28 protein-coding genes and 1 pseudogene are annotated in these 24,953 nt (G+C 57.9%); 18 read left to right on the top strand and 11 right to left on the bottom strand.

From position 1 onward, the window contains the following. Positions 1-86: 86 nt before the first annotated feature. The 4 genes from nirB (at position 87) to ACFFSY_RS08310 (ending at position 6,705) form a co-directional block, all read left to right on the top strand. The gene (gene nirB, locus ACFFSY_RS08325; RefSeq protein WP_377492705.1) at positions 87-2,492 is read left to right on the top strand and encodes a nitrite reductase large subunit NirB; all 2,406 of its coding nucleotides are present in this window, start codon (positions 87-89) and stop codon (positions 2,490-2,492) included. Beyond that, on the top strand, positions 2,489-4,636 hold the full coding sequence (nasC, locus tag ACFFSY_RS08320) for an assimilatory nitrate reductase catalytic subunit NasC (RefSeq protein ID WP_377492702.1): 2,148 nt from the start codon (positions 2,489-2,491) through the stop codon (positions 4,634-4,636). The genes nirB and nasC overlap by 4 nt, the downstream gene beginning before the upstream one ends. Before the next feature lie 367 nt (positions 4,637-5,003). After that, positions 5,004-6,200 (top strand): MFS transporter, encoded by a 1,197-nt coding sequence (locus tag ACFFSY_RS08315; RefSeq protein WP_377492699.1) that lies wholly within the window; start codon positions 5,004-5,006, stop codon positions 6,198-6,200. Positions 6,201-6,450: 250 nt separating this feature from the next. Continuing rightward, positions 6,451-6,705 (top strand): hypothetical protein, encoded by a 255-nt coding sequence (locus tag ACFFSY_RS08310; protein WP_377492696.1) that lies wholly within the window; start codon positions 6,451-6,453, stop codon positions 6,703-6,705. Positions 6,706-6,761: 56 nt separating this feature from the next. Here the strand turns inward: ACFFSY_RS08310 and ACFFSY_RS08305 are convergent, their stop codons facing one another. The 3 genes from ACFFSY_RS08305 to ACFFSY_RS08295 are packed head-to-tail and all read right to left on the bottom strand — an operon-like array spanning position 6,762 to position 7,795. Then, positions 6,762-7,004, bottom strand: a complete 243-nt coding sequence (locus ACFFSY_RS08305) for a helix-turn-helix domain-containing protein (protein WP_377492693.1) — start codon at positions 7,002-7,004, stop codon at positions 6,762-6,764. After that, positions 7,001-7,174, bottom strand: a complete 174-nt coding sequence (locus tag ACFFSY_RS08300) for a YvrJ family protein (RefSeq protein WP_377492690.1) — start codon at positions 7,172-7,174, stop codon at positions 7,001-7,003. The genes ACFFSY_RS08305 and ACFFSY_RS08300 overlap by 4 nt, the downstream gene beginning before the upstream one ends. 6 nt (positions 7,175-7,180) lie before the next feature. Further along, positions 7,181-7,795 carry a sigma-70 RNA polymerase sigma factor region 4 domain-containing protein gene (locus ACFFSY_RS08295; RefSeq protein WP_377492687.1) on the bottom strand — a complete coding sequence of 205 codons (615 nt, stop codon included), beginning with the start codon at positions 7,793-7,795 and terminating at the stop codon, positions 7,181-7,183. Positions 7,796-8,090: 295 nt separating this feature from the next. On the opposite strand from ACFFSY_RS08295, the gene ACFFSY_RS08290 reads away from it, so the two are divergent. Continuing rightward, a complete protein-coding gene (locus tag ACFFSY_RS08290; protein ID WP_377492684.1) occupies positions 8,091-8,471 on the top strand; it encodes a hypothetical protein in 381 nt (126 codons plus the stop codon). 40 nt (positions 8,472-8,511) lie between these two features. On the opposite strand, the gene ACFFSY_RS08285 is transcribed toward ACFFSY_RS08290, so the two are convergent. After that, the gene (locus tag ACFFSY_RS08285; protein WP_377492681.1) at positions 8,512-9,258 is read right to left on the bottom strand and encodes a phosphodiester glycosidase family protein; all 747 of its coding nucleotides are present in this window, start codon (positions 9,256-9,258) and stop codon (positions 8,512-8,514) included. Between the two features lie 359 nt (positions 9,259-9,617). On the opposite strand from ACFFSY_RS08285, the gene ACFFSY_RS08280 reads away from it, so the two are divergent. Then, entirely contained in the window at positions 9,618-10,088 is a 471-nt protein-coding gene (locus ACFFSY_RS08280; RefSeq protein WP_377492678.1) for a hypothetical protein, read from the top strand. Between the two features lie 51 nt (positions 10,089-10,139). Here ACFFSY_RS08280 and fdhD read toward each other — a convergent pair whose 3' ends face one another. The 3 genes from fdhD to ACFFSY_RS08265 form a co-directional block, all read right to left on the bottom strand. Further along, positions 10,140-10,961, bottom strand: a complete 822-nt coding sequence (gene fdhD / locus ACFFSY_RS08275) for a formate dehydrogenase accessory sulfurtransferase FdhD (RefSeq protein WP_377492675.1) — start codon at positions 10,959-10,961, stop codon at positions 10,140-10,142. Then, a complete protein-coding gene (locus tag ACFFSY_RS08270) occupies positions 10,958-13,315 on the bottom strand; it encodes an FdhF/YdeP family oxidoreductase (RefSeq protein WP_377492672.1) in 2,358 nt (785 codons plus the stop codon). Before ACFFSY_RS08270 ends, fdhD begins: the two co-directional genes overlap by 4 nt. 150 nt (positions 13,316-13,465) lie before the next feature. Then, positions 13,466-13,816: a Na-translocating system protein MpsC family protein gene (locus ACFFSY_RS08265; RefSeq protein ID WP_377492669.1), complete on the bottom strand. Its 351-nt coding sequence runs from the start codon at positions 13,814-13,816 to the stop codon at positions 13,466-13,468. Positions 13,817-14,040: 224 nt separating this feature from the next. Between ACFFSY_RS08265 and ACFFSY_RS08260 the strand changes: the two genes are divergently transcribed. The 4 genes from ACFFSY_RS08260 to ACFFSY_RS08245 all read left to right on the top strand — a co-directional run bounded on the left by ACFFSY_RS08260 (position 14,041) and on the right by ACFFSY_RS08245 (position 17,121). Further along, complete coding sequence (locus tag ACFFSY_RS08260; protein WP_377492666.1) at positions 14,041-14,535, top strand: glutathione peroxidase; 495 nt, start codon at positions 14,041-14,043, stop codon at positions 14,533-14,535. A gap of 352 nt (positions 14,536-14,887) precedes the next feature. Next, positions 14,888-15,577: a queuosine precursor transporter gene (locus ACFFSY_RS08255; protein WP_377492663.1), complete on the top strand. Its 690-nt coding sequence runs from the start codon at positions 14,888-14,890 to the stop codon at positions 15,575-15,577. A 112-nt stretch (positions 15,578-15,689) separates the two neighbouring features. Next, positions 15,690-16,358, top strand: a complete 669-nt coding sequence (locus tag ACFFSY_RS08250; protein WP_377492660.1) for an HAD family hydrolase — start codon at positions 15,690-15,692, stop codon at positions 16,356-16,358. Positions 16,359-16,443: 85 nt separating this feature from the next. After that, positions 16,444-17,121 carry a DUF421 domain-containing protein gene (locus tag ACFFSY_RS08245; RefSeq protein WP_377492658.1) on the top strand — a complete coding sequence of 226 codons (678 nt, stop codon included), beginning with the start codon at positions 16,444-16,446 and terminating at the stop codon, positions 17,119-17,121. A 189-nt stretch (positions 17,122-17,310) separates the two neighbouring features. Here the strand turns inward: ACFFSY_RS08245 and ACFFSY_RS08240 are convergent, their stop codons facing one another. Then, entirely contained in the window at positions 17,311-18,126 is an 816-nt protein-coding gene (locus ACFFSY_RS08240) for a PPK2 family polyphosphate kinase (RefSeq protein WP_377492655.1), read from the bottom strand. Between the two features lie 130 nt (positions 18,127-18,256). Here ACFFSY_RS08240 and ACFFSY_RS08235 point away from each other — a divergent pair, with 130 nt between their 5' ends. From ACFFSY_RS08235 to ACFFSY_RS08200, 8 genes and pseudogenes are all read left to right on the top strand, one after another. Further along, positions 18,257-18,862, top strand: a complete 606-nt coding sequence (locus tag ACFFSY_RS08235) for a 5' nucleotidase, NT5C type (RefSeq protein WP_377492652.1) — start codon at positions 18,257-18,259, stop codon at positions 18,860-18,862. Between the two features lie 437 nt (positions 18,863-19,299). Continuing rightward, a complete protein-coding gene (locus ACFFSY_RS08230; protein ID WP_377492649.1) occupies positions 19,300-19,833 on the top strand; it encodes a CBO0543 family protein in 534 nt (177 codons plus the stop codon). Then, positions 19,793-20,281, top strand: coding sequence for a CBO0543 family protein (locus ACFFSY_RS08225; protein WP_377492646.1), 489 nt, complete (start codon positions 19,793-19,795; stop codon positions 20,279-20,281). The genes ACFFSY_RS08230 and ACFFSY_RS08225 overlap by 41 nt, the downstream gene beginning before the upstream one ends. 55 nt (positions 20,282-20,336) lie before the next feature. Then, complete coding sequence (locus tag ACFFSY_RS08220) at positions 20,337-20,750, top strand: BlaI/MecI/CopY family transcriptional regulator (protein WP_377492643.1); 414 nt, start codon at positions 20,337-20,339, stop codon at positions 20,748-20,750. A 3-nt stretch (positions 20,751-20,753) separates the two neighbouring features. Beyond that, a complete protein-coding gene (locus ACFFSY_RS08215) occupies positions 20,754-21,602 on the top strand; it encodes a M56 family metallopeptidase (RefSeq protein WP_377492640.1) in 849 nt (282 codons plus the stop codon). A gap of 85 nt (positions 21,603-21,687) precedes the next feature. Next, entirely contained in the window at positions 21,688-22,131 is a 444-nt protein-coding gene (locus ACFFSY_RS08210; RefSeq protein ID WP_377492637.1) for a DoxX family protein, read from the top strand. 138 nt (positions 22,132-22,269) lie between these two features. Continuing rightward, positions 22,270-22,491, top strand: a pseudogene (locus ACFFSY_RS08205) (YiaA/YiaB family inner membrane protein); the annotation flags it as partial. Further along, complete coding sequence (locus ACFFSY_RS08200) at positions 22,465-22,713, top strand: YiaA/YiaB family inner membrane protein (protein ID WP_377492843.1); 249 nt, start codon at positions 22,465-22,467, stop codon at positions 22,711-22,713. The pseudogene ACFFSY_RS08205 and the gene ACFFSY_RS08200, both read left to right, overlap by 27 nt. Positions 22,714-22,806: 93 nt before the next feature. Here the strand turns inward: ACFFSY_RS08200 and ACFFSY_RS08195 are convergent, their stop codons facing one another. From ACFFSY_RS08195 to ACFFSY_RS08185, 3 genes are all read right to left on the bottom strand, one after another. Then, entirely contained in the window at positions 22,807-23,007 is a 201-nt protein-coding gene (locus ACFFSY_RS08195; protein WP_377492634.1) for a hypothetical protein, read from the bottom strand. A 211-nt stretch (positions 23,008-23,218) separates the two neighbouring features. Next, complete coding sequence (locus ACFFSY_RS08190) at positions 23,219-23,407, bottom strand: CsbD family protein (protein WP_377492631.1); 189 nt, start codon at positions 23,405-23,407, stop codon at positions 23,219-23,221. A gap of 249 nt (positions 23,408-23,656) precedes the next feature. Continuing rightward, the gene (locus tag ACFFSY_RS08185; RefSeq protein ID WP_377492628.1) at positions 23,657-24,568 is read right to left on the bottom strand and encodes a DNA-primase RepB domain-containing protein; all 912 of its coding nucleotides are present in this window, start codon (positions 24,566-24,568) and stop codon (positions 23,657-23,659) included. Positions 24,569-24,953: the final 385 nt, after the last annotated feature.

The following is a 24,953-nucleotide window of genomic DNA, read 5'->3' as shown; positions in this document are numbered from 1 at the left end:
GGAGCTTAAAGCGAGGCGGCTATGCGCGCCGGACGCAAGAACGGGAGATGGATACGGCCAACTGGGGAACGTGGAGGGGAACCGGGATGGAGAAGAAGAAGCTGGTGGTCATCGGCAACGGCATGGCCGGCGTGCGATGCGTGGAGGAAATCCTCAAGCAGGACCCAGATCGATTCGAGATTACGATATTCGGCGGCGAGCCGCATCCGAACTACAACCGGATCATGCTCTCCAAGGTGCTGCAGGGCGATACGCGGATTTCAGATATTACGATCAACGACTGGCAATGGTACAAAGACAACGGCATCCGGCTGTACGCGGGCGATCCGGTCGTACGGATCGACATCGCGCAGCGGCAGGTGTGGAGCCAAGGCGGCGTACGCGTACCTTACGACAAGCTGATTCTGGCGACGGGCTCGCTGCCATTCATGCTGCCGCTGCCGGGGGCGGATCTGCCCGGCGTCACGGCGTTCCGGGATATCAAGGACTGCAACACGATGATGGAGGCTTCGAAGAAGTACCGGCGCGCGGCCGTCATCGGCGGCGGTCTGCTGGGGCTCGAGGCGGCGCGCGGCCTGCTCAATTTGGGCATGGAAGTCGACGTTATCCATATCAACGAATACCTGATGGAACGACAGCTGGACCGGGAATCGGCCATCATGCTGCGCGCGGAGCTGGAGAAGCAGGGCATGCGCTTCCTGCTCGCCAAGCATACCGAGCGGATCATCGGGAAGAAGCGGGTCGAGGGGCTGTTGTTCAAGGATGGCACCAAAATCGCCGTCGATCTCGTCGTCGTGGCCGTCGGCGTCCGGCCGAACGTCCGCTTGGCGGCGGACAGCGGCATCGAGATCGACCGCGCGATTCTCGTCAACGACTACATGCAGACGAACGTGCCGGATGTATACGCCGTCGGCGAATGCGCGGAGCACCGCGGCATGGTCTATGGCATGGTATCCCCGTTATATGAGCAAGGCAAAGTGCTCGCGGCTCATCTGTGCGGCGTCCGAACGCCGGGGTACGAAGGCTCCATTCTCGCTTCCCACTTGAAAGTATCCGGCGTCGACGTGTTCTCCGCGGGCGAGATCCGCGAGAGCGAAATCGATGCTTCGCTTAAAGTGGTTAACGGCATTAAAGGCACGTACAAGCGCGTCATGGTACGAAGCGGCAAAGTCGTCGGCGCCGTCTTGTTCGGCGACAGCGCCGAAGGCAACAAGCTGCTCGGCCATATCAAGCAGGGCGCCGATGCGTCGGTGCTCGAGCAGGATGGAGCCGGCGCGGCCGGAGGTTCGGACGACGAGCTCGTCTGCGCGATGTCGGACAAAGAGACGGTCTGCTCCTGCAACGGCGTGAGCAAAGGCGCAATCGTCTCCGCGATACGCGAAGAGGGGCTGGAGACGTTCGAGGAAGTGCGCAGCTGCACGAAGGCGTCCAGCTCGTGCGGCGGCTGCAAGCCGCTCGTCTCCGCGATTCTGGCGTATACGCTCGCGAACGAAGCTGAGCCGGAGCCGGCGAAGGTGACGGTATGCGGCTGTACGCCGCTCAGCCACGAGGAGCTGCGCGCCGCGGTCATGCAAGGCGGCTATGCCGATGCGCAGACGGCAATGCGGGCGCTCGGGTGGCAGAGCGCGGATGGATGCCGCGTCTGCCGCCCGGCGGTAAGATATTACGCGGGGCTTGCCGCTTCGATGGCGGCTAGCGTTACGAGCACGGCTGAAGCGGCTGCCGCAGCGTCTGTTCCGCCGCCGGGGGCGCAGGCTGTCGAACCTACCGCCGCGCTTCTTGCGGACGGCACTTGCGCGGTTGCGCCGCGCCTGTACGGCGGGGTGGCGACGGGCGACCAGCTGCGGCGCATCGCCGAGGTGGCAGAACGCTACGGCATCCCGCAAGTGAAGCTCGGCGTCTCGGGCGGCATCGAGCTGCGCGGCGTCGATCCGATGCGGCTATCCGAGGTGCAAGCGGCGCTTGGGATGGAGGCTTCATCCGATTCGTACGGCAAGCCGCTCAGTCCCGTCGCGACTTACGGCGCGCCGCGCTACGACGGCGGCGCCGTGCGCGATTCTGTATCGCTCGGCGCTCGGCTGGAGCGGCTGCTCGAGCCGATGCAGCTGCCGGCCGAATTCGCGGCGGCGGTCTCGGCTAGTCCCCTGCATCAAGCGGGGACGCTCACGGCTGATCTTGGCCTGACGGCGGCGCCGGCCGGCTGGGAGATCTACGTCGGCGGCAGCCGGGTGAAAGAATTGAAGCGGGCAGAGCTGCTTGGCGTGGCGGATGGCGAGGAGACGGCACTCGAGATTGCCGCTGCGTTCACGCAGTGGTATCGCGAGGAAGCGGAATACGGCCAGCGGGTCTGGCAATGGATCGAGCAGGTCGGCATTGTGCCGCTGCGCGAAGGGCTGTTCGACCCTCTGAGGCGTACGGAGCTACTCGGGCGCTGTCCGAGCAGCGCAAGGGGCGGAATTTTGGCAGGTGCGGCAGGGAGAGGGATCGGATGAGACTAGAGACAAAGGAACAGGCCGGCCTGACGCCGGTGGTGAACGTCTTGGATACGCAATGCCCGTTCTGCAGCGTACAATGTAAGGCCACCGTAACGGAGACGTGGGCGCCCGGCGCGTCCCGGCCCGTCTACACGGTCGAGCCGAAGATGAACGCGGCCTCGGAAGGGCGGCTGTGCATTAAAGGCATGAACGCGTACCAACACGCGTTGAGCGGCGAGCGGATCAGGCAGCCGCTGCGCCGAGAAGGAGAAGGCTTCGTGCCGATCTCTTGGGACGAAGCGCTCGACATCATCGGCAAGCGGGTTGAACGGCTGCAGGGCATCTACGGCCGCGACACGGTCGGCGTCTACGGGGGCGGCTCGCTCACGAACGAGTCCGCTTATCTGCTGGGCAAATTCGCGCGGGTTGCGCTGCGTACGAAGTATATCGATTACAACGGCAGGTTCTGCATGTCGGCCGCTGCTTCCGCGGGTAACAAGGCGTTCGGCGTCGACCGGGGGCTGACGAATCCGCTGTCGGATATCGAGCTGGCCAAATGCATCATTCTCGCCGGCACGAACATCGCGGAATGTCAGCCGACGCTTATGCCGTATTTCACGCGGGCGAAGGAGAACGGCTCTTATCTGATCGTCATCGATCCCCGCGAGACGGGCACGTCTAAGCTGGCCGACCTGCATCTGAAGGTAAAGCCGGGCATGGACGCGGCGCTCGCCAACGGGCTGCAGAAGGTATTGCTCGAGGAAGGACTGCTCGACGAGCAGTTCCTTCGCGAGCGGACGAATGGCTTCGACGCGCTGCAGGCGCATTTGGCCGCGCTCGATCTGGAAGAGATTGCGGGGCTGACCGGCGTCTCCGCGGCGGATATTCGCAAGGCGGCGCTCGCGTTCGGCCAGGCGCCGACGGGCATGGTGTTCACGGCCCGCGGCGTCGAGCAGCAGACGGACGGCTACATGGCGGTGCGCGCCTTCCTGAACCTGGTGCTCATGAATGGCAAAATCGGCAAGCCCGGCTCCGGCTACGGCGCCGTGACGGGTCAAGGCAACGGACAGGGCGGTCGCGAGCACGGCCAAAAGGCGGATCAGCTGCCGGGCTACCGGCTAATCGAGAACCCGGCAGATCGCGCCTACATCGCCGATGTATGGGATATCGAACCGGAGGATCTGCCGGGCAAGGGCGTCTCCGCCTATGAAATGATGGAGAAGGTACACGCGCAGGAAATCCGCGCGCTCATCATCATGGGCTCCAACCCGATCGTATCCAACCCGAATGCGAATCTCGTGGAAGAGGGGCTGCGCAAGCTTGATTTTCTGGTCGTGGCCGACATGTTCCTCTCCGAGACGGCGCGACTGGCCGATCTCGTCCTGCCGTGCACGTCGTATCTGGAGAACGACGGGACGCTGACGAATCTCGAAGGGCGCGTGCTGCTCCGGGAAGCGAAGCGCCCGCCGATCGGCGAGTCACGGCACGATTGGCGGATCATGGGCGATATCGCCGAGAAGCTGGGCCGGGGGCAGTACTTCCGCTTCGAATCGGCGGAGGATATATTCGAGGAGCTGCGGGTGGCGAGCCGCGGCGGGATCGCCGACTACTATGGGATTACGTACGACCGGCTGCGGCGCGAAGAAGGCGTCTACTGGCCGTGTCCGTCGACGGGCTCGGCGGGCGAGGGCCGCTTGTTCGCGGAGCGATTCGCCCATGAGGACGGCCGGGCGCAGCTCATTCCGGTCGAGAACCATCGGCTGCCGGAGTCGGCCGACGATGCGTATCCGTTATATTTGACGACCGGCCGGGTGCTGACCCAGTACTTGACGGGCGTGCAGACGCGGCGCAGCCACACCCTGGCGGCGCGGGACTTCGAGTCGTTCGTCCAGCTGCATCCGAAGGCGGCCCGCACATATGGCATCGCCGACGGCGAGTTGGTACGCGTCACGTCGCGGCGGGGCAGCATCGTCGTGCGAGGCCGGATTACGACCGACATTCGGCCGGATTCCGTGTTCGTGCCGATGCATTGGGGCGATACGCAGAACGTCAACAAGCTGACGCTGCCGGAGCTCGACCCGACGTGCCGGATGCCGGGCTTCAAAGCCTGTGCGGTGCGCATCGAGCCTTATATAAGCGAGTCGGCTGTCGGCGATTATTAGAAGCGAGCCGGCAAGGGCTCGCGGTCGAGTTTGAAGCTCGGGAATCTGGTGATTCCCGGGCTTTTTGATTTGCTTAGGGCGAGCTTGGGGACGGGGTGCGGGTACCTCTACGACTGGGCCGCGCCGACGATAGCGACTTGAGTGACTTGAGTATCGCTATTGCGTCTCTACCGTCTCTACGGGCAGGCCACGCTGGGGACGATAGATTCGGCGGCGATCGCTGTAGTTCTAACATAACCTTCACGGCATCGGCATGCGCACAAACTTCAGCAAACGGCGGGGGTGGAATAATTTAACTTGGTACGCCTGCGGCGGGCGGACTACAATGGGGTATTATGCGTTAGAGAGAAGGGACGGATAGGAAGCAATGAGTCACACTGAAGTCGTACAGGAGAGACCGGCCGCCAAAGAGAGACTGCCGATCTCGATCTATTCCCTGACTGTCGGCGCATTCGCGATCGGCATGACGGAGTTCGTCATCATGGGCATTCTGCCGGATGTGGCAACCGCGCTGGACGTCAGCATCTCGCGGGCAGGGCAGCTCATCACCGGCTATGCGCTGGGCGTCGCGTTCGGCGCGCCGATACTCGCGATGCTGACGCACCGGCTGCCGCAGAAGGCGCTATTGCTGCTGTTGATGGCCATCTTCGTGCTTGGCAACCTGATCGCGGTTGTCGCCCCGAACTATGCGGTCGTTATGGCCGCGCGCCTTGTGACGGCGCTGGCTCACGGGACGTTCTTCGGCGTCGGTTCGGTCATCGCGGCAAGTCTAGTGCGTCCGGAGAAAAAGGCGGGCGCGGTGTCGATCATGATGGCGGGGCTTGCGATCGCGAACATTATCGGCGTTCCGCTCGGCACGTTCATCGGCCAGCATCTCGGCTGGCGGGCGTCGTTCGGCTCGGTGGCGATCATGGGCGTCATTTCGCTGATCGGCATTATGATTTTCATCCCGCGCGTGGAGAATAAGTCCGACGTAAGCCTGGGCCAGCAGGTACGGGCGCTGCTCCAGCCGAAGCTGCTGCTCGTGCTGCTTATCGGGGCGCTCGGGTGCAGCAGCCTGTTCGCGGTGTTCACGTACATTACGCCGATTCTGACCGAGATTACCGGCATCTCGGAGAGAGCCGTCTCGTGGGTGCTCGTGCTGTTCGGGGTCGGCGTGACGGTCGGCAACATCGTCGGCGGCAAATTGGCGGATTGGAAGCTGATGCCGTCCCTCCTCGTGAACTTCGCGGTGCTTGCCGGCGTTCTGGCGCTGTTCGCCGTAACCGACAAGGTGCCTGCCGCGGCCATCGTCACCGTGTTCGTCTGGGGCGTCGCGGCGTTCGGCATCCTGCCGGGGCTGCAGCTGCGCATCATGAACCTGGCCAAGGAAGCGCCCGAGCTTGCCGCGACGTCGACGCACTCCGCGCTCAACCTCGGCAACGCGAGCGGCGCCTTCATCGGCGGCGCGGTCATTACGCATTGGGGGCTGGCGAAGCTCCCGCTCGTGGGCGGGGGGCTGACGGCGGCGGGACTGGTGATGCTGGTGGCGAGCTATGTGTATGATCGGCGGAAATCGGCATAACGGAGCAGGAGAGAAGAGAGAAGAGAGAAGAGGAAGCAGCCCGGAAGGGCTGCTTTTGTCATATGCGGCAGGCGTTCGATGAAAATAAAGTATTAGACTGAAGTCGTTGAATTACCGCGGATTCTTCGCGCGGATTGTCCGGCCGTCGACGGTGACCTGAACCGGGCGCGCCGAACGTCGCAGGAGTGCCCGACGGGGAGGATTTCGAACCTGCTACAGATCAATCGTGGCGGCTGCGCGGGGACCGCGCGTGTCGATCGGCCGAGTGCCGGGGCCGACCGGCGAGCGTCAGTCGTTCTGCCGGCGGCGCTTGGCGGGGAGAGTATGTCGGCGGCTGCAAATCCCGACAACTGCGGGGGACCGCGAGAGTCGCCCGGCCGCAAGCGGCGAGATGGCCGTCGCGCCAGCCGTTCCGCCGGCAAGCTGGCACGGGGATCGCTCCGGTCGAACCGCAGCCACGGAGATCTGTCTGCGCTATAGAATAAGAGCGTACCGGCCATCTTAGCCAGTACGCTCTTCGATATTACTGCCGATTATACTTTTTCACAGGGACAGTCATGATCATTCTAGTGGATCTAAATGACAGAATGTAATGAAGTCAGGTAGAGCGTTCAAGTCATAATTATGAACTGCACGAACAATCTTTTCGATTATAGACTGCTCAAATTCCTTTGACTCCGTTGGGGCTAAAGCTCGGATTTGCTTTCGGATAAGAGGATAGTATGCTTCTATAATACTCTGCATAGCAGGACGATCGCCGTATTGTGCTCGTTGGACGTTTTCAAAGAGTTCATCGTTTGTCATCTTTTTTTATCATTCTCCCCCGTCAAAGCAATCTTAAATTCTTGCATGGTGTTTGTAAGGGAATCTATTTTTTTCTCGAATCGAAGCAGCAAATATCCGGTTACCACAATCGGGAAACCGAAGTTGCCAATCGCAGTGGTTACCAAAGGTACTAATTGGGATTGATCCATGTCCAGTCACCTCCTTGCCCTTAATGGGAGCTGATGACAATGAGGAAAACATTGGCGAATTTTTTGCAGGGCCGATTTTCTTGTTTTGGAAACGGCTTGCTGCGTGACATGAAGCAGTAGTGCGATTTCGCTATCCCTTGAAAGCGCTGAGTAAGCGAGAGTAATTACAACTTTTTGTTTTGAAGTAAGGAGAGAGAATCCTTCGTACAGCCATTCATTGTTTATCTGTTCTTGGAATACATCCGGATTGGTGGTAACCTGCGGTAAATCATCACCGCTGTAAACAGCAGTAAGCAACTCTCCAATTTCCGCCTCTTCCTCATCCGATATTTGTTTATTGAAAATTACTAATTCCCTTTCCTCAGAGCGTTTGTTTTTCCTGACGAAATCTATTCTCCCGTTGGTTATGAGTGAATTGAGGTATTTCGTGAATCGGATAGCGAAGAAATACCTCTTAAATGCAAGGTTGAGTTTTTCAAGATTCTCTGGAGTGGATTCGTTAATGTATTTCCGGACGGAATTTGCATTTCCAGGGTGGGTGCAAAATCCTCGTAGAACAGGGTGCCGAAGTGCTACCTCTACATCAAATATAGGGCGAGCAGTAAAGTTATCTTGTCTCATAAGTAGCAGTTCCTTTCTTAATAGATCGAATGAATAAGTCTTACCTAATACAGTGTTCCAACTATCGAAAAAAACAACCATAATAGGAACATATGTTCCTATATATTATAAAATATACACTTCCTTTATGGAAGGTTTAGTAAATATAAAAATTGGTTATCAATGTCTGATGAAACAAAATAGGAACAATTTTCGTTAAATGACTAAACGGGAAATTGCCCCGCCGCGAAATAGACATCAATGATGGTATTAGCCTATCGGAGTCCAAAAAGAAAACCCAAGGAGTTGTACGCTGATGAAAAAAAATCTATTTATTATGGTCTTCGTTGTCGCCTTAATCTTTGCTGCCGGATGTAGTAAAGCGGATCAGAATGAAGAAACGTACAAAGTAAACGGAGATATTGATACTGTAGAGAAGTCAGGGGGCGTTGTGGAAGGCATTAAGTCGGAATACATCATTAAATTAACGGACATCCAGCCTGAAGATCAGTCTAACAAAAGTGAAATGTCGAGCGGAACGTTCTCAGTCACTAAAAATACTTCTATCTATAAACAGTCAGGTGATAAAAAGGAAAAGGCAGACATTACTGCGATTGAAAAAGGGAAGAGTGCCGAGATTACTTGGCGATTTGCAAACGATCATCTGACAGAAGCAATTGAGATTAATATAAAATAGAGAAAAAGCCAGCGCATCTGCAGCTGGCTTTTTCTCTATTTTAGGTGGTTGCAATGAGTCGAACCATGTTCCAAACATAACGGTCTGGATCAGACCCTCGATCTTTGATAGTGGTATTATTCGCATAGACTTGCATCTGCGCCGAACCAGAACCATCCAAGTGAATTGCGTTGAAGCAGCCAAGGTCTTTGAAGAGCTTACGCAAGTCATAAAGCGTTGCATTGGCTGTAGAGATTGCCAGATAAGCGACCCATTTTCCGTTTTCTACGGCGAGGCCGATACCCGAACGGCGAGGGTCTTGGATAAGGCCGCCACCGACATCGGGAACAGTCGACCATTGTTCTGGATCAAACACTTGTGTTTTCCAATCGGAATCACTTGTGATACCGAGTGCGAAATCGCCACCGCCAATCATTAAGCGATAATCCAAGTTTTGCCCCATTTGGCTTTTCAAATTCGCAATGTTTGTGCATCGTGTGATCCCTGCTTTTGTAGTGTTTGCAGCAGCGTCGAAATAGGTGAACAATGTACCCCTGGACTTATTACCATAGGCATTAGCGTCATTGAAAGTCGTGTCCCCTTTGTTCCAGCCAATTGCAAGTCCCTCAGTCGGAGCACTGCTATAGCCGTTAGGGGAGTTGAAAACCCCGCCATTAATGCCGTAGAAGGTTGTGTTGCAGACCGGCTTTTTGATGATTTCATTTTTTAGGTTACTTACGTGTGTTTTAATAACACGAAATGTAGAGCCGGAAGCGGATTGCTCGAAGTACGAATAGTTAGTAGCCATGTTTTTATACATCCTTTCGAATTTGAGGTTTGTGGTTAAGAAGACAATCGGGATACCACCGTGCCAAATGTATCCCTCATTAGGCACCATGGGAATGTCTCTTGTATCAAGCGAATCTTCGAGATGACTCTATCTTGTGTCACTCTGGATTGCCTGATGATATATACAGTGTCGCGAGTGTACGAATTAACAACCAGGAAGAATAAAAATATAAACACAATATCCCGCCGGCAATATTATCGGTTGATTCGTTCTTTTCGCCGTGTTTTTGCCGATAGGAGGAAATCTAAAGGCAGGATAACCATATTTGCTCATGACCGGTGGCTATTTTCCATGGTATGGTAGGGATGAGGTGAACCATGATGCGCAAATGGCGCTGGACGATTAGTCTGCTGCTTGCGGTTGGCATATTGTTGTCGGGGTGCTCGGAGCAAGCGGAGACAATCAAGCTGGACGATCCGGCCTATATGTTCGGCGATCAGCCGGGCAAGACCGTTAATATGTTGATCGAAGGCACGTATAATGCGAAGGAGAACGCCTTTAAGGGTACGATGCAGATCGGGGACAGGACGCTTCAAACGATTCTTTTTACGCCCGGAGCAGGACTTATCTATTATGAAGGAACCAAGCGGACGTATATTGGGCAGATTTTCTACGATGAAGCAACGTCGGATTACGCCATTGAAATTACGGATGCCGCATTCTATGAGTGGTTAACCGGCGTGAAAAGGGAAGGGCGGCCGAAGCTCATCATCAGTTCGCCAGCGATTAACGGGGAAGACGCGCGGGCAGTATATGAGCGGGTAAAGCGGCTGGGGTATTTCAAGTGAACGATAGCATAACAAAAGCGGAAGGGCATCGAGCCCTTCCGCTTTTTGCGTTTATACGCCGCCTTCATGAAACGCAATCCGCTCCGGATGCGTGTACACATTCATCGACCCGCCCCGAATGAAGCCGACGCATGTTACGCCGAGATCCTGCCCCAGTTCGAGCGCAAGGTCGGTCGGCGCGGACTTCGAGAGGAGGACGCCGACGCCGAGCTTCGCCGCCTTCAGTACGACCTCCGAGGAGAGGCGGCCGCTGAAGGCGACGATGAGGTCGCGCGTGTTCAGCTTGCCGAGGAGGCTGTATCCGAGCAGCTTGTCGAGCGCATTGTGCCGCCCGATGTCCGACCGGACGGCAAGCAAGGCGTCCGGCGTGCAGAGCGCGGCGTTATGCAAGCCGCCCGTCGCTTGGAAGTCGGCGGAGCTCTCCTGCAGCTGCCGCATGAGCGATAGGCACTGCGGCGGTGTCAGCCGGATGCGGGACGTGGACGTGCGTGCCGTCGCCCGATCGCTCGCCAGGTAGAACTGGCGGCTCTTGCCGCAGCAGGAGCCGATGACGCGCTTGGACGTATCGGCTAACGCCGAATCGGGCAGCTCGCCCGTTAGCTCCGCATAGATGAACCCGCGGTCCTCGTCGATATCGAGCCGACGAACGTCGGCGGCAGCCCGGATGACCCCCTCCGAGGCGAGGAAGCCGTATGCCATCTCCTCCAGATCGGCGGGGGTGCAGACGATCGTCGCGAATTCCCGCCCGTTCACCCGGAAGGTGAACGGCGTCTCGGCCGCGATCGCATCCTCATATTCGAATAGCGAGCTGCCGCGTCCCTCGTCTACGGTGAACTTCGCGACCGGCCAGCTTGCGGTCGGCTGCCGGTTCATGATCCCGGCGCCTCCGTCTCGAGCTCTTCGATCCGCTTCTCCACGTAGCGGGTATCCTTGAAGGCGTGGTACGTATCGGCCTTCTCGAGCACGACGGCGATGTTGTACTCCGGGATGCCGGCCATCGGCTCATAGCGCCCCTTGGCGAGAAGGACGTTGCCCTCCGGCCAGAACAGCTCCAGGTTGCCCGGCGCGACGTCGCCGATTCTCGCCCGGCCGTGGAACACGCCATGCCGGTTGTAGGCGACGACCGCGTCGCCGTCCTGGATGCCGATGTCCCCGGCGTCCTTCCGGCTCACGATAATATCGTCGCGGTGCGCGTCGTTGAACGGATCGATCGCGCCGTACACCATCGAGTTGAACTGCTTGCCGCGCCGCGTCGTTGCGTAGAAATGTCCTTCCGGCTTGCGCAGCTCCGGCAGCTCGACCGGAATCAGGTTGCCGCGTCCGTCCGGCGTCGGGCAGACGCCGCCCTCGCACAGCCACGCGTTGCCCCACTGGAACACGTCGCCTTTGCGCTTCAAGTGCTGAATGCCGTCGTAGTTCGGCGCGGCGAGCGCAATCTCCGCGCGAATCGCGTCCGCATCGTTGAACTGCACGAGCGCCGCGCGTGCCGGATCGACCTTGGCGGCCAGTTCGGTATAGATGCGCCATTCCGGGCGAGCTTCGGGCATGCGGGGCCCTTTGATCTCCGGCGAGAAGTACACCATCCGCTCGGTCGAGGTCGACGTGCCGCCCCCGGGCTGCTCGTAACGGGTCATGGCCGGCAGGACGATGACCGCCTCGCGGGCATCCGCGAGCGTCGACGTGTTAAGTAGAATATCCTGGTGGACGCGAATATCGACAGACTCCAGGCAGCGCCGCACGAAATCCGGGTCTGGCATCGTCTCGATGAAGTTCCCGCCTGAGGTGTAGAACAGCTTGAGCTTGCGCTCGTGCGCATCCGGCAGCAGCGCGTTCTCGAGCGAGACGCCGACGATATCGCCCTGCCATCTCGGCAGCGCGAAGCCCCACGCCTTCTCAATGCGCGGAATATCCTCACCCTTGAATTCGCCGCCGGGCAGGCTGAATGGATCGGCCCCCATCTCGCCGGATCCCTGTACGCCGCTGTGGCCGCGAATCGGCATGAGGCCGCAATGCTCGCGTCCAAGGAATCCGCGCAGCAGCGCCAGATTGGCCACCTGCGAAATGTTGTCCGTGCCGAAGCGGTGCTGCGTCAGCCCCATGCTCCAGACGAAGACGGCCGACTTCGAGCGGGCGAGCAGCTCGGCGAAGTCGGCAATGCGTTCACGCGAAAGGCCGGAAGAGCGGGTCAACTGTTCCCAATCCTGCTTCTGCGCATGCTCGCGGAGCGCTTCGTAGCCATTGACGTGTTCGGCCACGAACGCGTGGTCGATCGCCGAGCCTGGCTCCCGCTGCTCCATCTCGAACCAGTGCTTCATGACGCCGTGCATGAAGGCGATATCGCCGCCGATGTTGACCTGGTAGAAGTCGTCGGCCAGCTTCGTCCCGAACAGGGCGGACTCGGGAATCGACGGCACCCAATAGCCGTCCATCGCCGGCTCGCGATACGGGTTGATGACGATGATCTTCGTGCCCTTGCGCTTGGCGGCGTACATATATTTAGTCGAGACCGGCTGGTTGTTGGCGGCGACGCTGCCCCAGAAGACGAGCACGTCGGTGCCGATCCAATCCTTATAGCTGCAGCTGGACGCCCCGATGCCGACCGACCGCTTGAGCGCCGTCTTCGACGGGGAGTGGCAGATGCGGGAGGCGTTGTCGATGTTGTTCGTGCCGAGGAAGCGGGCGACCTTGGCGGCGGCGTAATACGATTCGTTCGTGATGCCGCGGGCCGTCAGGTAGAAGGCGAGCTGCTTCGGGTCGATTGCTTTGATTTTCGACGCGATCGTCTCAAGCCCCTCATCCCACGAGATGCGGCTGAACGCGCGCTCGCCCTTGCGGCGAATGAGCGGATACGGCAGGCGGCCGAGCTTTCGCAGCTCGGTGCTGTCCATCCGCCGCAGCTCCTCGATATCCGCGTGCAGCACGCTTGGTTTGATCGCGGGCATCGTGTTGAGGCGCAGCAAATTGAGCCGCGTCGTGCACAGATGCGGACCGGCCAGCGTCTGGTCGTACAGCCCGGACACGCCGAGCGCGCAGCCGTCGCAGACGCCTTGGGTCAGAATGCGCAGCGCGTAAGGCAGGTTGTCGCGGTTATCCGCCATCACCTTCATCGTCTCGCGGATATGATGCGGCTTCACGCGTCCGAGGCCGAACGGCATTTTGCTCACCCACAGCTTCGGGTCGGGCTTCGACGGCAATTTGATCGGGCCGGTATGTTTGGTGCGTCCCATGGAATCATCCTCTTTTCTTGAACTAAAGGTATTAATGGAATAAAAAAACCGCTCAAGAGGGATATTTTTCAAGATTGAAAAATGTCTCTTAGCGGTTCGTCTCCGGCAGGTTCGCTGCCGAGCGCGGACTGGCTTCGTATGCATATAGGCTTAAGATTGCGGCAAGACGCGGTCGAACACGAAGATCGACATGCCGAAGTCCTTATCGATATCGATGTCGACGTACAAGTCGAGGAAACGCGCGCCGAGCAGCTCCTCCATCTCGACGGGCGGGTGGTTGCGGTAAATCTCCTTCACCCACTGCGTGCGGGCTTCGCGCAGCATCTGCTTGCCATCCTCGGCGCCCGCGATGAATTTCTCCACGGGAGATAGATTGCCCTCCATCTCGCAGATCGCCCAGTTCTTGCAGAACGTGGTCGTGATGCGGCCGGGACCTTTGCCCATATGGCGCTTGCGGTACGCCTTCACGAGGTTGCTGAATTCGGCTTCTAATTTGTTCATGACGATCATCCTAACGGACACATGCCGCAAACCGGTGGCAGGAGCGCTGCTTCCGTATCCCGCGGACGTGACCAAATCTTTCCCCATCTTAGCAAGAAAGCGGCATCATGACAAGAATCGAAAGACCGGGAGAGCGGGCGGCGAATTTTAAGGCGAGGGGTTTTCAAATGGATTTAAATTGTGTACAATATAATTGTAATCAATATAAATGAGGTGGCGAGACCATGAGCGTACATGATTTCGAAGTGGCGACGATTCGCGGGGAGAAGAAGAAGCTGTCCGATTATCGCGGACAGGTGCTGGTCATCGTGAATACGGCGACCAAATGCGGGTTCGCGCCGCAGTTCGACGGCTTGCAGGAGCTGTACGAGAAATATAAGGACCGCGGCTTCGCGGTACTCGGGTTCCCATCGGCCCAGTTCATGAATCAGGAGCCGGGCGACAACGGCCAAGTGGAAGAGGCGTGTAAAATCAACTTCGGCGTAACCTTCCCGCTGTTCGCGAAGATCGACGTGAACGGACCGGAAGCCGATCCGCTGTACAACTACCTGAAGAAAGAGGCAGGCGGCATGCTCGGCTCCGCGATCAAATGGAACTTCACGAAGTTCCTCGTCGATCGCGACGGAAGCGTCGTGAAGCGGATCGCTCCGGCGACGGCGCCGGCGAAATTCGAGGATCAGATCGTGAAGCTGCTGGATAAGAAGCCGGCGTCGGTGTAAGGAAAGCCTAGGAATAGCGCGTAGCGAAGCAGACCTGCCGGGTCTGCTTTTCGTCGCATGCGGCGGTTGGTGTCGAGGGTTCGCCGCTTTGTTGCGTGTAGACATGGCCGTTCCGTGGGCATGTTCCGTGGGGCGTTCATTAGGACGAGGAGTTCAACTGCCGTTGTGCGTGCATGTCGAGAGGCGCTCGGTAAAGGAAAAGCTGGCGCTGCGGGCCGTGATGACCGCATTCCTGCCGGACCGGAGCATTTTCGCTTGCCGCCCATCCGCCCTGTGCTATAATGGTCCAAGCTCCGGGAAGGAGCCGCGGTTCGCAAACTCCCGCGTTATCAAAACTAGGAGGAAGAAAGAAATGTTCAATTTTGGGTGGGGCGTCTTATTCGTCCTGGTCAACTTCGCGCTGTTCCTGATCTGCTACCGGGCGTTCGGCAAGTCCGGCATGTACGCATGGATCGGGTTCGCGACGGTGCTGGCCAACATTCAGGTGGTCAAGACGATCGACATGTTCGGTTTGGTCATGACGCTTGGCAATACCGCGTACGGCACGATTTACCTCGCGAGCGATTTGCTGAACGAGAAGTACGGCGATCGGGACGCGAAGAAGGCGGTCTGGTTCGGCTTCTTCTCGCTGCTTGCCTCGACGATCATCATGCAGATGGCGCTCAAGTTCAATCCGGTGGAAACGGACTTTGGCCAGGAGCCGATGGAGATTATTTTCGGCCTGCTGCCAAGTATCGCGATCGGCAGCTTGACCGCGTATTTCGTCAGCCAGTTCCTCGACGTGCGCATCTATTCGTACTTGAAACGGCGGTTCCCGAAGCCGGGCCAGCTGTGGATTCGCAACAACGGCAGCACGCTGGTCGGCCAATTCGTCGATTCGCTCATCTTCTGCACGATCGCGTTCGGGCTGAGCGGGGATTATACGTTCGATGTGTGGATTCAAATTTTCTTTACGACGTATTTATTTAAGTTCATTATTTCTGCGGCGTCGACGCCGGTGCTGTATATCGCGCGCACGTTCAAGTTCAAGCCGGAAGCATAATCGTGCCCGGCACGATGTGCGCAATTCACAATCGAATCGGCAATCATCTCGGCGGCTTATGCATACGTTTTGCATGAGCCGTTTTTTCATATAGGAAGGGGAGGCGGCGCGCATGATGATAGGGGCGGTGGAAGGCGTTATTTTCGATATGGACAATACGGTGCTGCGGTCGCGGATCGATTTCGCGGCGATGAAAGCGGCGGTGGCGGCTTACTTGGCGCGCATCGGCTCGCTACCGGTGAATGTGATCGTTCAGGAGCACACGACGGCGACGCTGCTCGCGCTTGCGGCCGCGCAGGCTGGTCTGACGCCGGAAGGCTACGAAGGCGCGATGCAAATTTGCGCCGAACATGAGCAGGCCGGCATGATCGATGCCGATTTGGAGGACGGGGCGGTCGAGCTGCTGGAAGCATTGCAACGGCGCGGACTGCGGCTTGTGATCGTGACCAACAACGCGCATGCGGCCGCGGTCGAGGCGCTGGAGCGGACGGGCATTGCGCCTTATTTCGAACTGGTCGTCGGCCGGGAGCAGATGACGGCGATGAAGCCGCATCCGTCGGGTTATCAGGCGGCGAAAGCGTTTTTCGCCGATATTCCGGAGCAGGGGTGGATCTCGGTCGGCGATTCCTGGATCGACGCTCGGGCGGCTTGCGAGGCGAACGTGCCATTCGTGCATTACGGCGCGACGACGGAGGCGCTGGACAGCCGCGGCATTCCGTATGCGGGCCGGATCGGACAGTTGCGGGAGCTGCTTGGGTTTGTGGAGGGTCGCGAGGGATAATTGTATAACAAGCCGTTCCTCGTTTCCCCGTATCCCGCCCCCGGTTAAGGAAACTTAAGTTTCCAATGGACGGGAGGGACGGCGCATGGACTATACGTATATCGCAATCAAGCTGATCACCGGCTTCATCGGCTTGTGGGCGATGACGCGGTTATTGGGCAAAAAGGAAATTTCGCAGCTGACGCCCTTCGACTTCGTCACGTCGCTTATGCTGAGCGAACTGGTCGGCAACACGGTGTACGACCGCGAGGTGAAGGTGATCGAGCTGCTCTTCGCGCTCGCGGTCTGGATGACACTGTCGCTTGCGCTCGAGAAGGCGATGCAGCGATTCCCCTGGCTGTCGCGTCCGCTTAGCGGTCGTCCGGATATTGTCATTCGGAGCGGACGCATCGACGAGGCTGCCATGAAGCGCAATAAGCTGGACATGCATCAGCTGGGCATGCTGCTGCGCGAGCAAAACGTGTTCAGCGTGCAGGACGTCGCCTACGCGATCTTCGAGACGAACGGCAGTTTGAGCGTCATGCGAAATGCGAAGACCGACGAGGTGAGCCGCGAGGATCTCGGACTGCCGGAGAAGCCGGTCCCGATGACATATATTCTGATCGATCACGGCTGCGTGGAACACGCGCTGCTGAAGGAAATCGGCCTCGACGAGCCGTGGCTGATGAAGGAGCTGCGGGTGCAGGGCGTGGAGCGGACGGAGGACGTTCTGTACGCGGAATGGTCAGCGGGAAACGGGCTGCATGTGCAGACGAAGGGCTAGGCGGTCCTGTGTGCCGGCGATAACTGCGGCCGCACTCGCGTGCGGCATGCCGGTCCTCGACTAACAAAGCGCGCGTCGCCCCCGATGTGAGGTCGGTGGAGACGCGCGCTTTGTTTTATCGGCTAAATCTTCAATGTTAGGAATGATACGCGAGGTTTATTTATTGCGCGGGCCGCTTCGCCCGCGCGGTTAAAATCCGGTCGTGTCCGCGCCCGGTAACGGGGAGCTGATCTCGACCTGCGGATACGACAGCTCCAGCTTCTCCATTACCGCAGTCAGAATGCGCGATACGAGGTAGTCGCGGAACCAACGATTGTTGGCCGGCACGATGTACCAGGGGTTGCGCTTGGAGGCGGTGGCGGCGAAAGCGGTCTCGTAAGCCGCTTGGTACTCGTCCCAGAAACGGCGCTCTTCCAGATCGTTCGGGTCGAACTTCCACAGCTTCTCGGGATTTTGCATCCGCTCTTGGATTTTGCGCAGCTGGAAATCCGCCGAGATGTGCAGGAAGATTTTCACCACGACGATGCCGCTATCCGCCAAATGCTTCTCGAAGCTGCGGATATGCTTCAGCCGCCGCTTAGCCTCGTCTTCATCGATATCGCCATGAACCCGCGTAATGAGCACTTCTTCATAGTAGGAGCGATTGAAGGCAGTGATGTAGCCCTTCGCTGGCACGAGCTTGTGGGTTCGCCACAGAAAGTCGTGGGCGGCCTCCTCGTTCGTCGGCTTCTTGAAGCTCTCCGCCCGGAAGCCATTCGGGTTGAGGCCGGCGAGCGTCTTGCGGATCACGCCGTCCTTCCCGCTGCAGTCCATTCCCTGAAAAATGACGAGAATGCCGTTCGTCTTGCTCGCGAACAGCTTCTCCTGTTCCTCCTGCAAACGCGCTTTCAGCTGCTTCATTTCGTCCGCGATGGCGTCTTTGGATGCGATATCCGCGGTATCTTCGGGATCGAAATCCGCGAGTGAAATGTCCTCTTTGCCGGTTATTCGGAATCGGCTGATCATATGGCGTGCTCCTTTCGTTCAAGGCTGTACGTCTCCTTCACCGAGAACCCGGCGCGGTCAATCAGGCATGACGCGGGCGCATCTGTTACAATGGAGGCATGATGATGAAAGAAGAAGGAGAACAGGATCGATGAAATTCGGTTTCGATATTGACGATACGCTTATTAATTTGCGGCAGTTCGCGTTCGAGATTTATTCCCGGAAGCTGAACAAGCAGGTAGATATCGCAGAGTTCCACAAGCTGACCGACGTGCCCATTCATTCGCTGTTCGGGCTGACGCGCGAGGAGGGCGGCCGGATGTGGAACGATAACCGCAGCGAAATTTATTTCACGGCCTGTCCGCCGTTCCCGAACGCGATCGAAGTGCTGCAGCAGCTGGTAGAGGACGGCCACGAGGTCTATTACATTACCGCGCGGGCGCCGGAGTTCTGCGAGCAGACCCGGGAGTGGATGATCGCGGCCGGGTTCCCGGTCGATCCGGATAAGTTCTATTGCGGCATGAGCGATACCGAGAAAGTACATATTATCCGCAAGCTTGGGCTCGATTACTACTTCGACGATAAGCCGGCCGTACTGGATACGCTGGCCGAGCTGCCGCTGCTCAAGGCATACGTGAAAGACACGTCGTACAACCGGCAGCTTACTATTCCCCGCATCACGGATTGGCATGAATTGTTGACCGTGCTGCAAGAGGCGGCGGGGAACGACGGAGCGGAGCAGCAGGGGAGCCGCTAACGTCTGTCGCGACAGCTGCTGAGCTGCACGTAATAGTGAGTTAAGCGTCGTTATTGGATCGAGCAGCTGCCAGATAACGCGCAATAGTGAGTTGAGTGTCGTTATTGAGTCGAGCAACCGCCGGAAAATGTGCAATAGTGAGCTAGGCGTCGTTATTGGGCCGGGCAGCCGCCAGTTAGCGCGCAATAGTGGGCGGGGTGTCGTTATTGGGTCGGGCAGCCGCCAGATAGCATGATATAGTGAGCCAGGCACCGTTATTGAGCCGAACAGCCGCCGCCAAACCCGCCATCAAGCCGGGGAAGCACACGCCCATGAAGGGCGCACCGCTTCCCCGGCTTGGTTTATTTTGGGCCCGGATGCGCATATTGTTAGTGTCGCTTAGTTCGTCGAGGGAGCGGTCGAGGCGGGACGAGACGCGAAAAAAGGGGCGGGACGGCATGATCGCGATGAATGTCGAGCGTTGGCTGCTGCTAAGCGTATGGGTCGTCTGCCTGCCTGCTTTATTCTTCGGCATAGCCAAGGAACGGCGGCGGGAGATGGTTTTCGCGTTCCTGCTCAACCAGACGTACACATGGACGATGAGTCTGGTCCTGGTGGAGAGCGGCGCTGCGGCCAATCCAGTGCGTGAATTCGTGCGGGCGTCGGGCAGCAATTTTTCATTCAATTTTATTCTCTACCCAGCGGTCGCGGTGTTCTATGCCTTATATGTGCCGAAGGGGTTATGGCGGAATGCGGTGCAGTTGGCCGCGTACTTGGCGGGACTGGCGCTGTTCACGTGGGTGGTCAGCACGTATACCCGGCTGATCGATTTTCGGAATATGGGTTGGCTGCTGCGAGTGCTGGTCTACGGTTCCGGCCTGGTTAGCGCGCGGATCGGCTATATGTGGTTTTTCGGGCGGGGCGTCTTCGGCGCGAAGGAGGTGGCGGACGGTGCAAGCTTGGCGAGATACGATTCTTCTGATGGCGTTTGACGCGATCGGTATCATCCTGCTGGCGCTCGTGCCGAAGGGAAGGCGCAAGGAAGCGGCCGCAATCTTTCTGTTCCAACAGTTCCCGGCTTGGATTTTGGGTCTGGCGGTTGTGGAACTGGGCTGGATCAGCTATCCGGTGCGCGATTTTCAACAGGCGAGCCATACGAGCTTCTCGTTCGAATTCCTGCTGCTCCCGACGATCGCGGTGTATTATAACCTGCTATTCCCCGCGAAAGCGCGACGAAAGTGGCAGGTGGCCTATACGCTGGGCTTCGGCCTCGCGCTGACGGGGCCGGAATACTTGATCATGCGCATGACGCGGCTGATCGACTATATTCACTGGGAATGGTACTGGACGCTGCTCAGCGTGATGGGTGTGCTGGTCCTCTCGCGTTTGTTCCATACATGGTTCTTCGGGAGCGAGCTGACGCGGCCGCTCAAGCCTTAAGTCCCTTGACAGTCCGAATTTGGAAACACTACAATTAGTAGTGTGAGGTGCTCCCATGAAAATCCCGAATTTTAAGACGAACGAAAGCGGGCTGAACCGCTTCTTCGGCCCGCTCGAGGCGAAAGTCATGAGCATTCTATGGGCCGGCGACGAAATGCCGATCAAGGATGTGCAGCAGAAGCTGGAGCGGGAGAAGACGATGAATTTCAACACCGTCATGACCGTCATGAACCGGCTGGTAGAGAAGGGCATTCTGCGCAAGCGCACGGAAGGGCGAACCTCCTACTTCCGTCCGGTTCAGAGCCGCGATGAATTTCTGCAGACGCAGTCGAAGGAATTGACCAACGAGCTAATGGAAGAGTTCGGCCCGCTCGTCGTCAGCCACATGCTCGATGCGCTCGACGAAGCGGACGAGGATTTGATCCAGAAGCTGGAACTCAAAATTCAAAAGTGGAAAAAAGGAAAATAACCGATGTGGAGTAAACACTCGAAACGTTTATTTTGGACGTGCGCGCTGCCCGCGGCGCTAATGCTGTCCCAGATGGTGATCTACGCGCTGCATCTTGCGATCGGCTTCGAGCTCCGCTTCAATTTGTTCCAACTATGCAGCAGCGTCGTGCGCAAGTTCGGCTTCATGCTGGCCGTCTACTCGCTCGATGCCGTCGTCGTCTCGACGCTCGTCATGGCGCTGGCGATGGTCGTCCGGGAGCTGGCTGTCGCCCGCAGAACGCGCCGGAAGCTGTATGCGGCCATGGACGTGCGGGCAAGCGCCAAGTACAACCGGCTGTATGGCAGCGGCGCGGGCAAAATCATCGTCGCGCGCTGCGACGAACCGATCGCGTTCACGTTCGGATTCCGTCGCCCGCTCATCGTGCTGTCCACCGGGCTGCTGAAGCTCCTGGATGCCGGCGAGCTGGCGGCGGTCATTCACCACGAACGGTTCCATCAGCGTTACCATGATCCGATTAAGACGTACCTGCTGCATTTTTTCGGCGCGGTACTGTGGTACATCCCGATCTTGAGATGGGGTCACGCGCGATACAAGCTGACCCGCGAAATTCTGGCCGACCGTTATGCGATCGAGCGTCAAGGGACGCCGGCGTCGTTGTCAGGCGCGCTCGTCAAGATGCTGCGTTACGGCAGAACGGGGTACGCGGCGGTGGCGCATGTCTCGTTCGCGGACACGGGCGTCAACCAGCGCATTCGCCAATTACTCGAGCCGAGCGACCGGGCCAAGCTCCAAGTGCCGCTCGTCCAGGCCGCGATTTCTGTCCATGTGATTGCTGTATTAGGAGCATTGTTTATACTTGCCTGCTCCTAATCTTTTTTTGTCATTATACACTACATTGTGTAGTGTTAATGAACTATATACTTGCGGCTTAGACCGCGACCTTGGAGGGAGATGGATGATGGTGAACAAGGTGCAGACAGACGTCGGAATGCTGGTGATGCGAGTGCTGCTGGGGATTACGTTCCTCGCGCACGGCATGAGTAAATTTCAGAATGGGATCGAAGGGACCGGAGGGTTCTTCGGCAGCCTCGGCATTCCGCTGCCGGAAATCATGGCGTACATCGTGGCGATCGTGGAAGTGGCCGGCGGCATCCTGCTGGCGATCGGGATCGGCTCGCGCCTAATTGGGGCGGCGTTCGTCGTCATCATGACCGTCGTGATGATCACCCTGGGCTACAAAAAGCCGTTCATGGGCGGGTATGAGTTCGACCTGATGCTGATCGCGGTATCGCTGTTCTTCGCGCTGAACGGGGATGGGACCTATTCGGTCCGCCGCCTCCTCGCAGGCCGGAAGAAGCCGGCCCAAGGCGAAGGCAGGGCGAGACGAATCGCCGGTTGATAGCGGACGGCAGGATGCGCAGCATAGGCTGGGTCTAAGACCAGGTACTAGATGAAGTTGGTACTGTGAGGCCTGCGACCATCCTCCTATAATGTGGATATGAAGCACAACCACAACCCATTATTGGAGGACAATACAATGAACATCACTCGCAAACGCAACACTTCCGCATTTACCTTTATGGCTTACGTCGCGTTCGCCTGCGCCTTCGCCGGCATGTTCGTCGGCATTTACACGCTCGACGAGGCGCTCAGCGTCAAAGGCTATTACGCCGTTACCGCTCTGTTCCTGACGATGTCCGCGTTCGTGCTGCAGAAGGTCGTGCGCGATAACATGGAGGATGCGGAGGAAGGCAAGAAGCGCAACACGGCGGCCTTCACGTTCATGGCTTGGGCGGCGTTCGGCTGCGCGATGCTTGCGATGTTCATCGGGATCTACACGCTGAAGCAGGACCTGCCGGTCAAAGGCTACTATGCCGTGACGGCGCTGTTCTTGACGATGTCCTCGTTCGTACTGCAGAAGACGATTCGCGATAACAGCGAGGATGCGAAGCAAGATGGCGGTTACCGTATAGAGGAATAAGCCATTGCGGCGAGCAAAACGAAATAGGCGCTGAATGACCCGAAACGGGGCGTTCAGCGCCTTGCTTTATTTATGAACAAAGTAAGCGGCTCTTCATCGTTCCAAGTCCGTCCGCATCTTCTTTAATTGCTTGATCTCCAGCCAATGAATGACGATCAGCAGAACGCCGCCGAGAAAGAGAAACAGCTTGCTGTATAGAATATCCGATTCCCCGCTCCAAGCCGATAAGAACTCATATCCGTTAATGGCACAAAGGATCGCGCCGAATACCATCCAAAATCGCGCCGTGACCATAGCAGCCCTCCTCGAACCTCGAAACCCATAATTAACCATACGGTAGAAAGGGGAAAATGTTCCCAAAAAAAACGCCGTACCCGTGTTGTACACGGATGCGGCGCCTTCCCTTCCTGCATGCGCCAACCGGCTGCATGCAGGACATGCTGCTGCTATGGGGTAGAATGAGTTCGCGTCAGAAAGCGACCATTGGCGATCGCCGGGCGGCTCGCTACTTCGACAGCGTTTCTTTCGCTTCGCCGATGGCCTCTTGGCCTTTGCCCTTCAGCTTGTCCAGCTTGCCCTCGGCCTGCAAGGACGCGTTGTCGGTGGCATTGCCCCATTGATCCTTGAGTTCGCCTTTGAACTGCGAGACTTTGCCTTTTACTTTATCGCCAAGCCCGTTGTCATGATTGGTCATGTCAATCGCTCCTCTCGAATGGTAAAGGCTGTACCTATCTTTACACGGCGGGGCGGCCATTCAAACATTCGAACGGCTGCGGATGGTGCGGGCAGTGTCGAATGACTGGGGACTCGCCCCTTTTGCCAAACATTGAGCAGCTATGGGATAAGAGCCGATTAAACCTTTCGGGAGTAGAATAATCGGTCATGTCAGACAGAAAGACACCGGGGGGCGGTGTCTTTCTTTGCTCTGTCGTGCATCTTGCCGCTACACCCTTAGTCCCAAGCGTGCTACCAGCTCCTTCTGCGTGAATGGCTTCTTCCTCCCCCAGCGGACGACGCGGACCAGGAACGGGCGGTCCGGGTTCTTCATATGGTAGAAGCCCGGCACGCGCATCACGCGGGACAGATTGGTAATGTGCGGATCGGCGCTGAATTTGCTCGCCAAAGCGATTTGGATCGGCACGAATTTGGCGATGGATCCGCCTTGGATGGGCCAATACGCATGATAGCCGTTCTTGGTTTCCACGATCATGGCTTGCCGCAGCATTCCCCCGTATTTCTTCAAGAAGCGTTCTTTCAGCTGGGCGACGCGGGCGTCGGTCCGCTGGGCCTTCAACACGAACTGTCCGCGTGAATCCCGGCTGACCGCAAGCGTCCGGAGCTGCTCGGCGGGGTTCGATCTCAGGGCATGGACCCGCCGGTCGAGCAAGGCTTTCGTCGGATAGGTCTCCACGATTTTGTTTAAATCCACGTCGATAAACTGCGCGTTGACTCGCCGAATGTCGCGATCCTTGACTCCTCCCTGGTTAATTCCCATAAAGACGGCGTAGCCCTGCGCGTTCCGTCCGAGCAAATGAACGGCGCGCCCGCGGTTCGCCGGCAGTTGGATTTGCGTTACGGATTTGTCCAGGCGGGCGGCAACCGGCTGCATCACTACCGCACCGGCCTCCGAGGCAGAGCCGGCGGAATGGGGGGCAGACCAGCCCGGTCCCGAGGAGGCCCGAAATCCGCCTTTGTTCGGGGGAGCCTTCAGGCGGCTGCCATTACGCTCGACGTCGTAGACGAGCAGGAAGCGCAGCTTCTCGCGTCGCTTGTAGCGCAGCTTGCGGATGAAACGGTGCAGCTGCTCGGAGCTCTTCTTCATGGTGGGGGAGTACGGAGGGAACCGGTCGTTCATCGCGTCACGTCCTCTTCTATACGAAATATGCCGATGCTAGATTTCGAGATGCTAGATATTTATATTCCGCGGGTGTCGCGTGCGTGCTGGGAGAGCCGTCTATTTTCGGCCCGGTTTCCAGCACGATCAGACATCTAAGAAACGCGAATGCAAGAAACCGGAATTGACGCTAAATGGGAGAGCAAGATAAGCTCGCGTGAAGGCATAAGGACACCGTCGGAGAGTAGGTCTTTAGTCATTTGGTTGAGAGCAAGATCGCGATATTATGGCATTCTATGACGAACGCTGAAGAATTCTCAGTTTACGCTTAGAATTCTGTCGGCTTTACCTAAATTTTATAGATCGGTAGACCCAGAAAATTGTGAGATTACGAACAATTTGTAAA

The organism is Paenibacillus aurantiacus, from assembly GCF_042431225.1.
Taxonomy (GTDB): Bacteria; Bacillota; Bacilli; order Paenibacillales; family Paenibacillaceae; genus Paenibacillus_Z; species Paenibacillus_Z aurantiacus.
Note: the sequence above shows the minus strand (reverse complement) of the source record. Positions and strands in the feature narration are given on the sequence as shown.

Coding starts and splice junctions, on each gene's coding strand:
- nirB (WP_377492705.1), top strand. CDS start 87: ATGGAGAAGAAGAAGCTGGTGGTCATCGGCAACGGCATGGCCGGCGTG.
- nasC (WP_377492702.1), top strand. CDS start 2,489: ATGAGACTAGAGACAAAGGAACAGGCCGGCCTGACGCCGGTGGTGAAC.
- ACFFSY_RS08315 (WP_377492699.1), top strand. CDS start 5,004: ATGAGTCACACTGAAGTCGTACAGGAGAGACCGGCCGCCAAAGAGAGA.
- ACFFSY_RS08305 (WP_377492693.1), bottom strand. CDS start 7,004: ATGACAAACGATGAACTCTTTGAAAACGTCCAACGAGCACAATACGGC.
- ACFFSY_RS08300 (WP_377492690.1), bottom strand. CDS start 7,174: ATGGATCAATCCCAATTAGTACCTTTGGTAACCACTGCGATTGGCAAC.
- ACFFSY_RS08295 (WP_377492687.1), bottom strand. CDS start 7,795: ATGAGACAAGATAACTTTACTGCTCGCCCTATATTTGATGTAGAGGTA.
- ACFFSY_RS08290 (WP_377492684.1), top strand. CDS start 8,091: ATGAAAAAAAATCTATTTATTATGGTCTTCGTTGTCGCCTTAATCTTT.
- ACFFSY_RS08285 (WP_377492681.1), bottom strand. CDS start 9,258: ATGGCTACTAACTATTCGTACTTCGAGCAATCCGCTTCCGGCTCTACA.
- ACFFSY_RS08280 (WP_377492678.1), top strand. CDS start 9,618: ATGATGCGCAAATGGCGCTGGACGATTAGTCTGCTGCTTGCGGTTGGC.
- fdhD (WP_377492675.1), bottom strand. CDS start 10,961: ATGAACCGGCAGCCGACCGCAAGCTGGCCGGTCGCGAAGTTCACCGTA.
- ACFFSY_RS08270 (WP_377492672.1), bottom strand. CDS start 13,315: ATGGGACGCACCAAACATACCGGCCCGATCAAATTGCCGTCGAAGCCC.
- ACFFSY_RS08265 (WP_377492669.1), bottom strand. CDS start 13,816: ATGAACAAATTAGAAGCCGAATTCAGCAACCTCGTGAAGGCGTACCGC.
- ACFFSY_RS08260 (WP_377492666.1), top strand. CDS start 14,041: ATGAGCGTACATGATTTCGAAGTGGCGACGATTCGCGGGGAGAAGAAG.
- ACFFSY_RS08255 (WP_377492663.1), top strand. CDS start 14,888: ATGTTCAATTTTGGGTGGGGCGTCTTATTCGTCCTGGTCAACTTCGCG.
- ACFFSY_RS08250 (WP_377492660.1), top strand. CDS start 15,690: ATGATGATAGGGGCGGTGGAAGGCGTTATTTTCGATATGGACAATACG.
- ACFFSY_RS08245 (WP_377492658.1), top strand. CDS start 16,444: ATGGACTATACGTATATCGCAATCAAGCTGATCACCGGCTTCATCGGC.
- ACFFSY_RS08240 (WP_377492655.1), bottom strand. CDS start 18,126: ATGATCAGCCGATTCCGAATAACCGGCAAAGAGGACATTTCACTCGCG.
- ACFFSY_RS08235 (WP_377492652.1), top strand. CDS start 18,257: ATGAAATTCGGTTTCGATATTGACGATACGCTTATTAATTTGCGGCAG.
- ACFFSY_RS08230 (WP_377492649.1), top strand. CDS start 19,300: ATGATCGCGATGAATGTCGAGCGTTGGCTGCTGCTAAGCGTATGGGTC.
- ACFFSY_RS08220 (WP_377492643.1), top strand. CDS start 20,337: ATGAAAATCCCGAATTTTAAGACGAACGAAAGCGGGCTGAACCGCTTC.
- ACFFSY_RS08215 (WP_377492640.1), top strand. CDS start 20,754: ATGTGGAGTAAACACTCGAAACGTTTATTTTGGACGTGCGCGCTGCCC.
- ACFFSY_RS08210 (WP_377492637.1), top strand. CDS start 21,688: ATGATGGTGAACAAGGTGCAGACAGACGTCGGAATGCTGGTGATGCGA.
- ACFFSY_RS08200 (WP_377492843.1), top strand. CDS start 22,465: ATGGAGGATGCGGAGGAAGGCAAGAAGCGCAACACGGCGGCCTTCACG.
- ACFFSY_RS08195 (WP_377492634.1), bottom strand. CDS start 23,007: ATGGTCACGGCGCGATTTTGGATGGTATTCGGCGCGATCCTTTGTGCC.
- ACFFSY_RS08190 (WP_377492631.1), bottom strand. CDS start 23,407: ATGACCAATCATGACAACGGGCTTGGCGATAAAGTAAAAGGCAAAGTC.
- ACFFSY_RS08185 (WP_377492628.1), bottom strand. CDS start 24,568: ATGAACGACCGGTTCCCTCCGTACTCCCCCACCATGAAGAAGAGCTCC.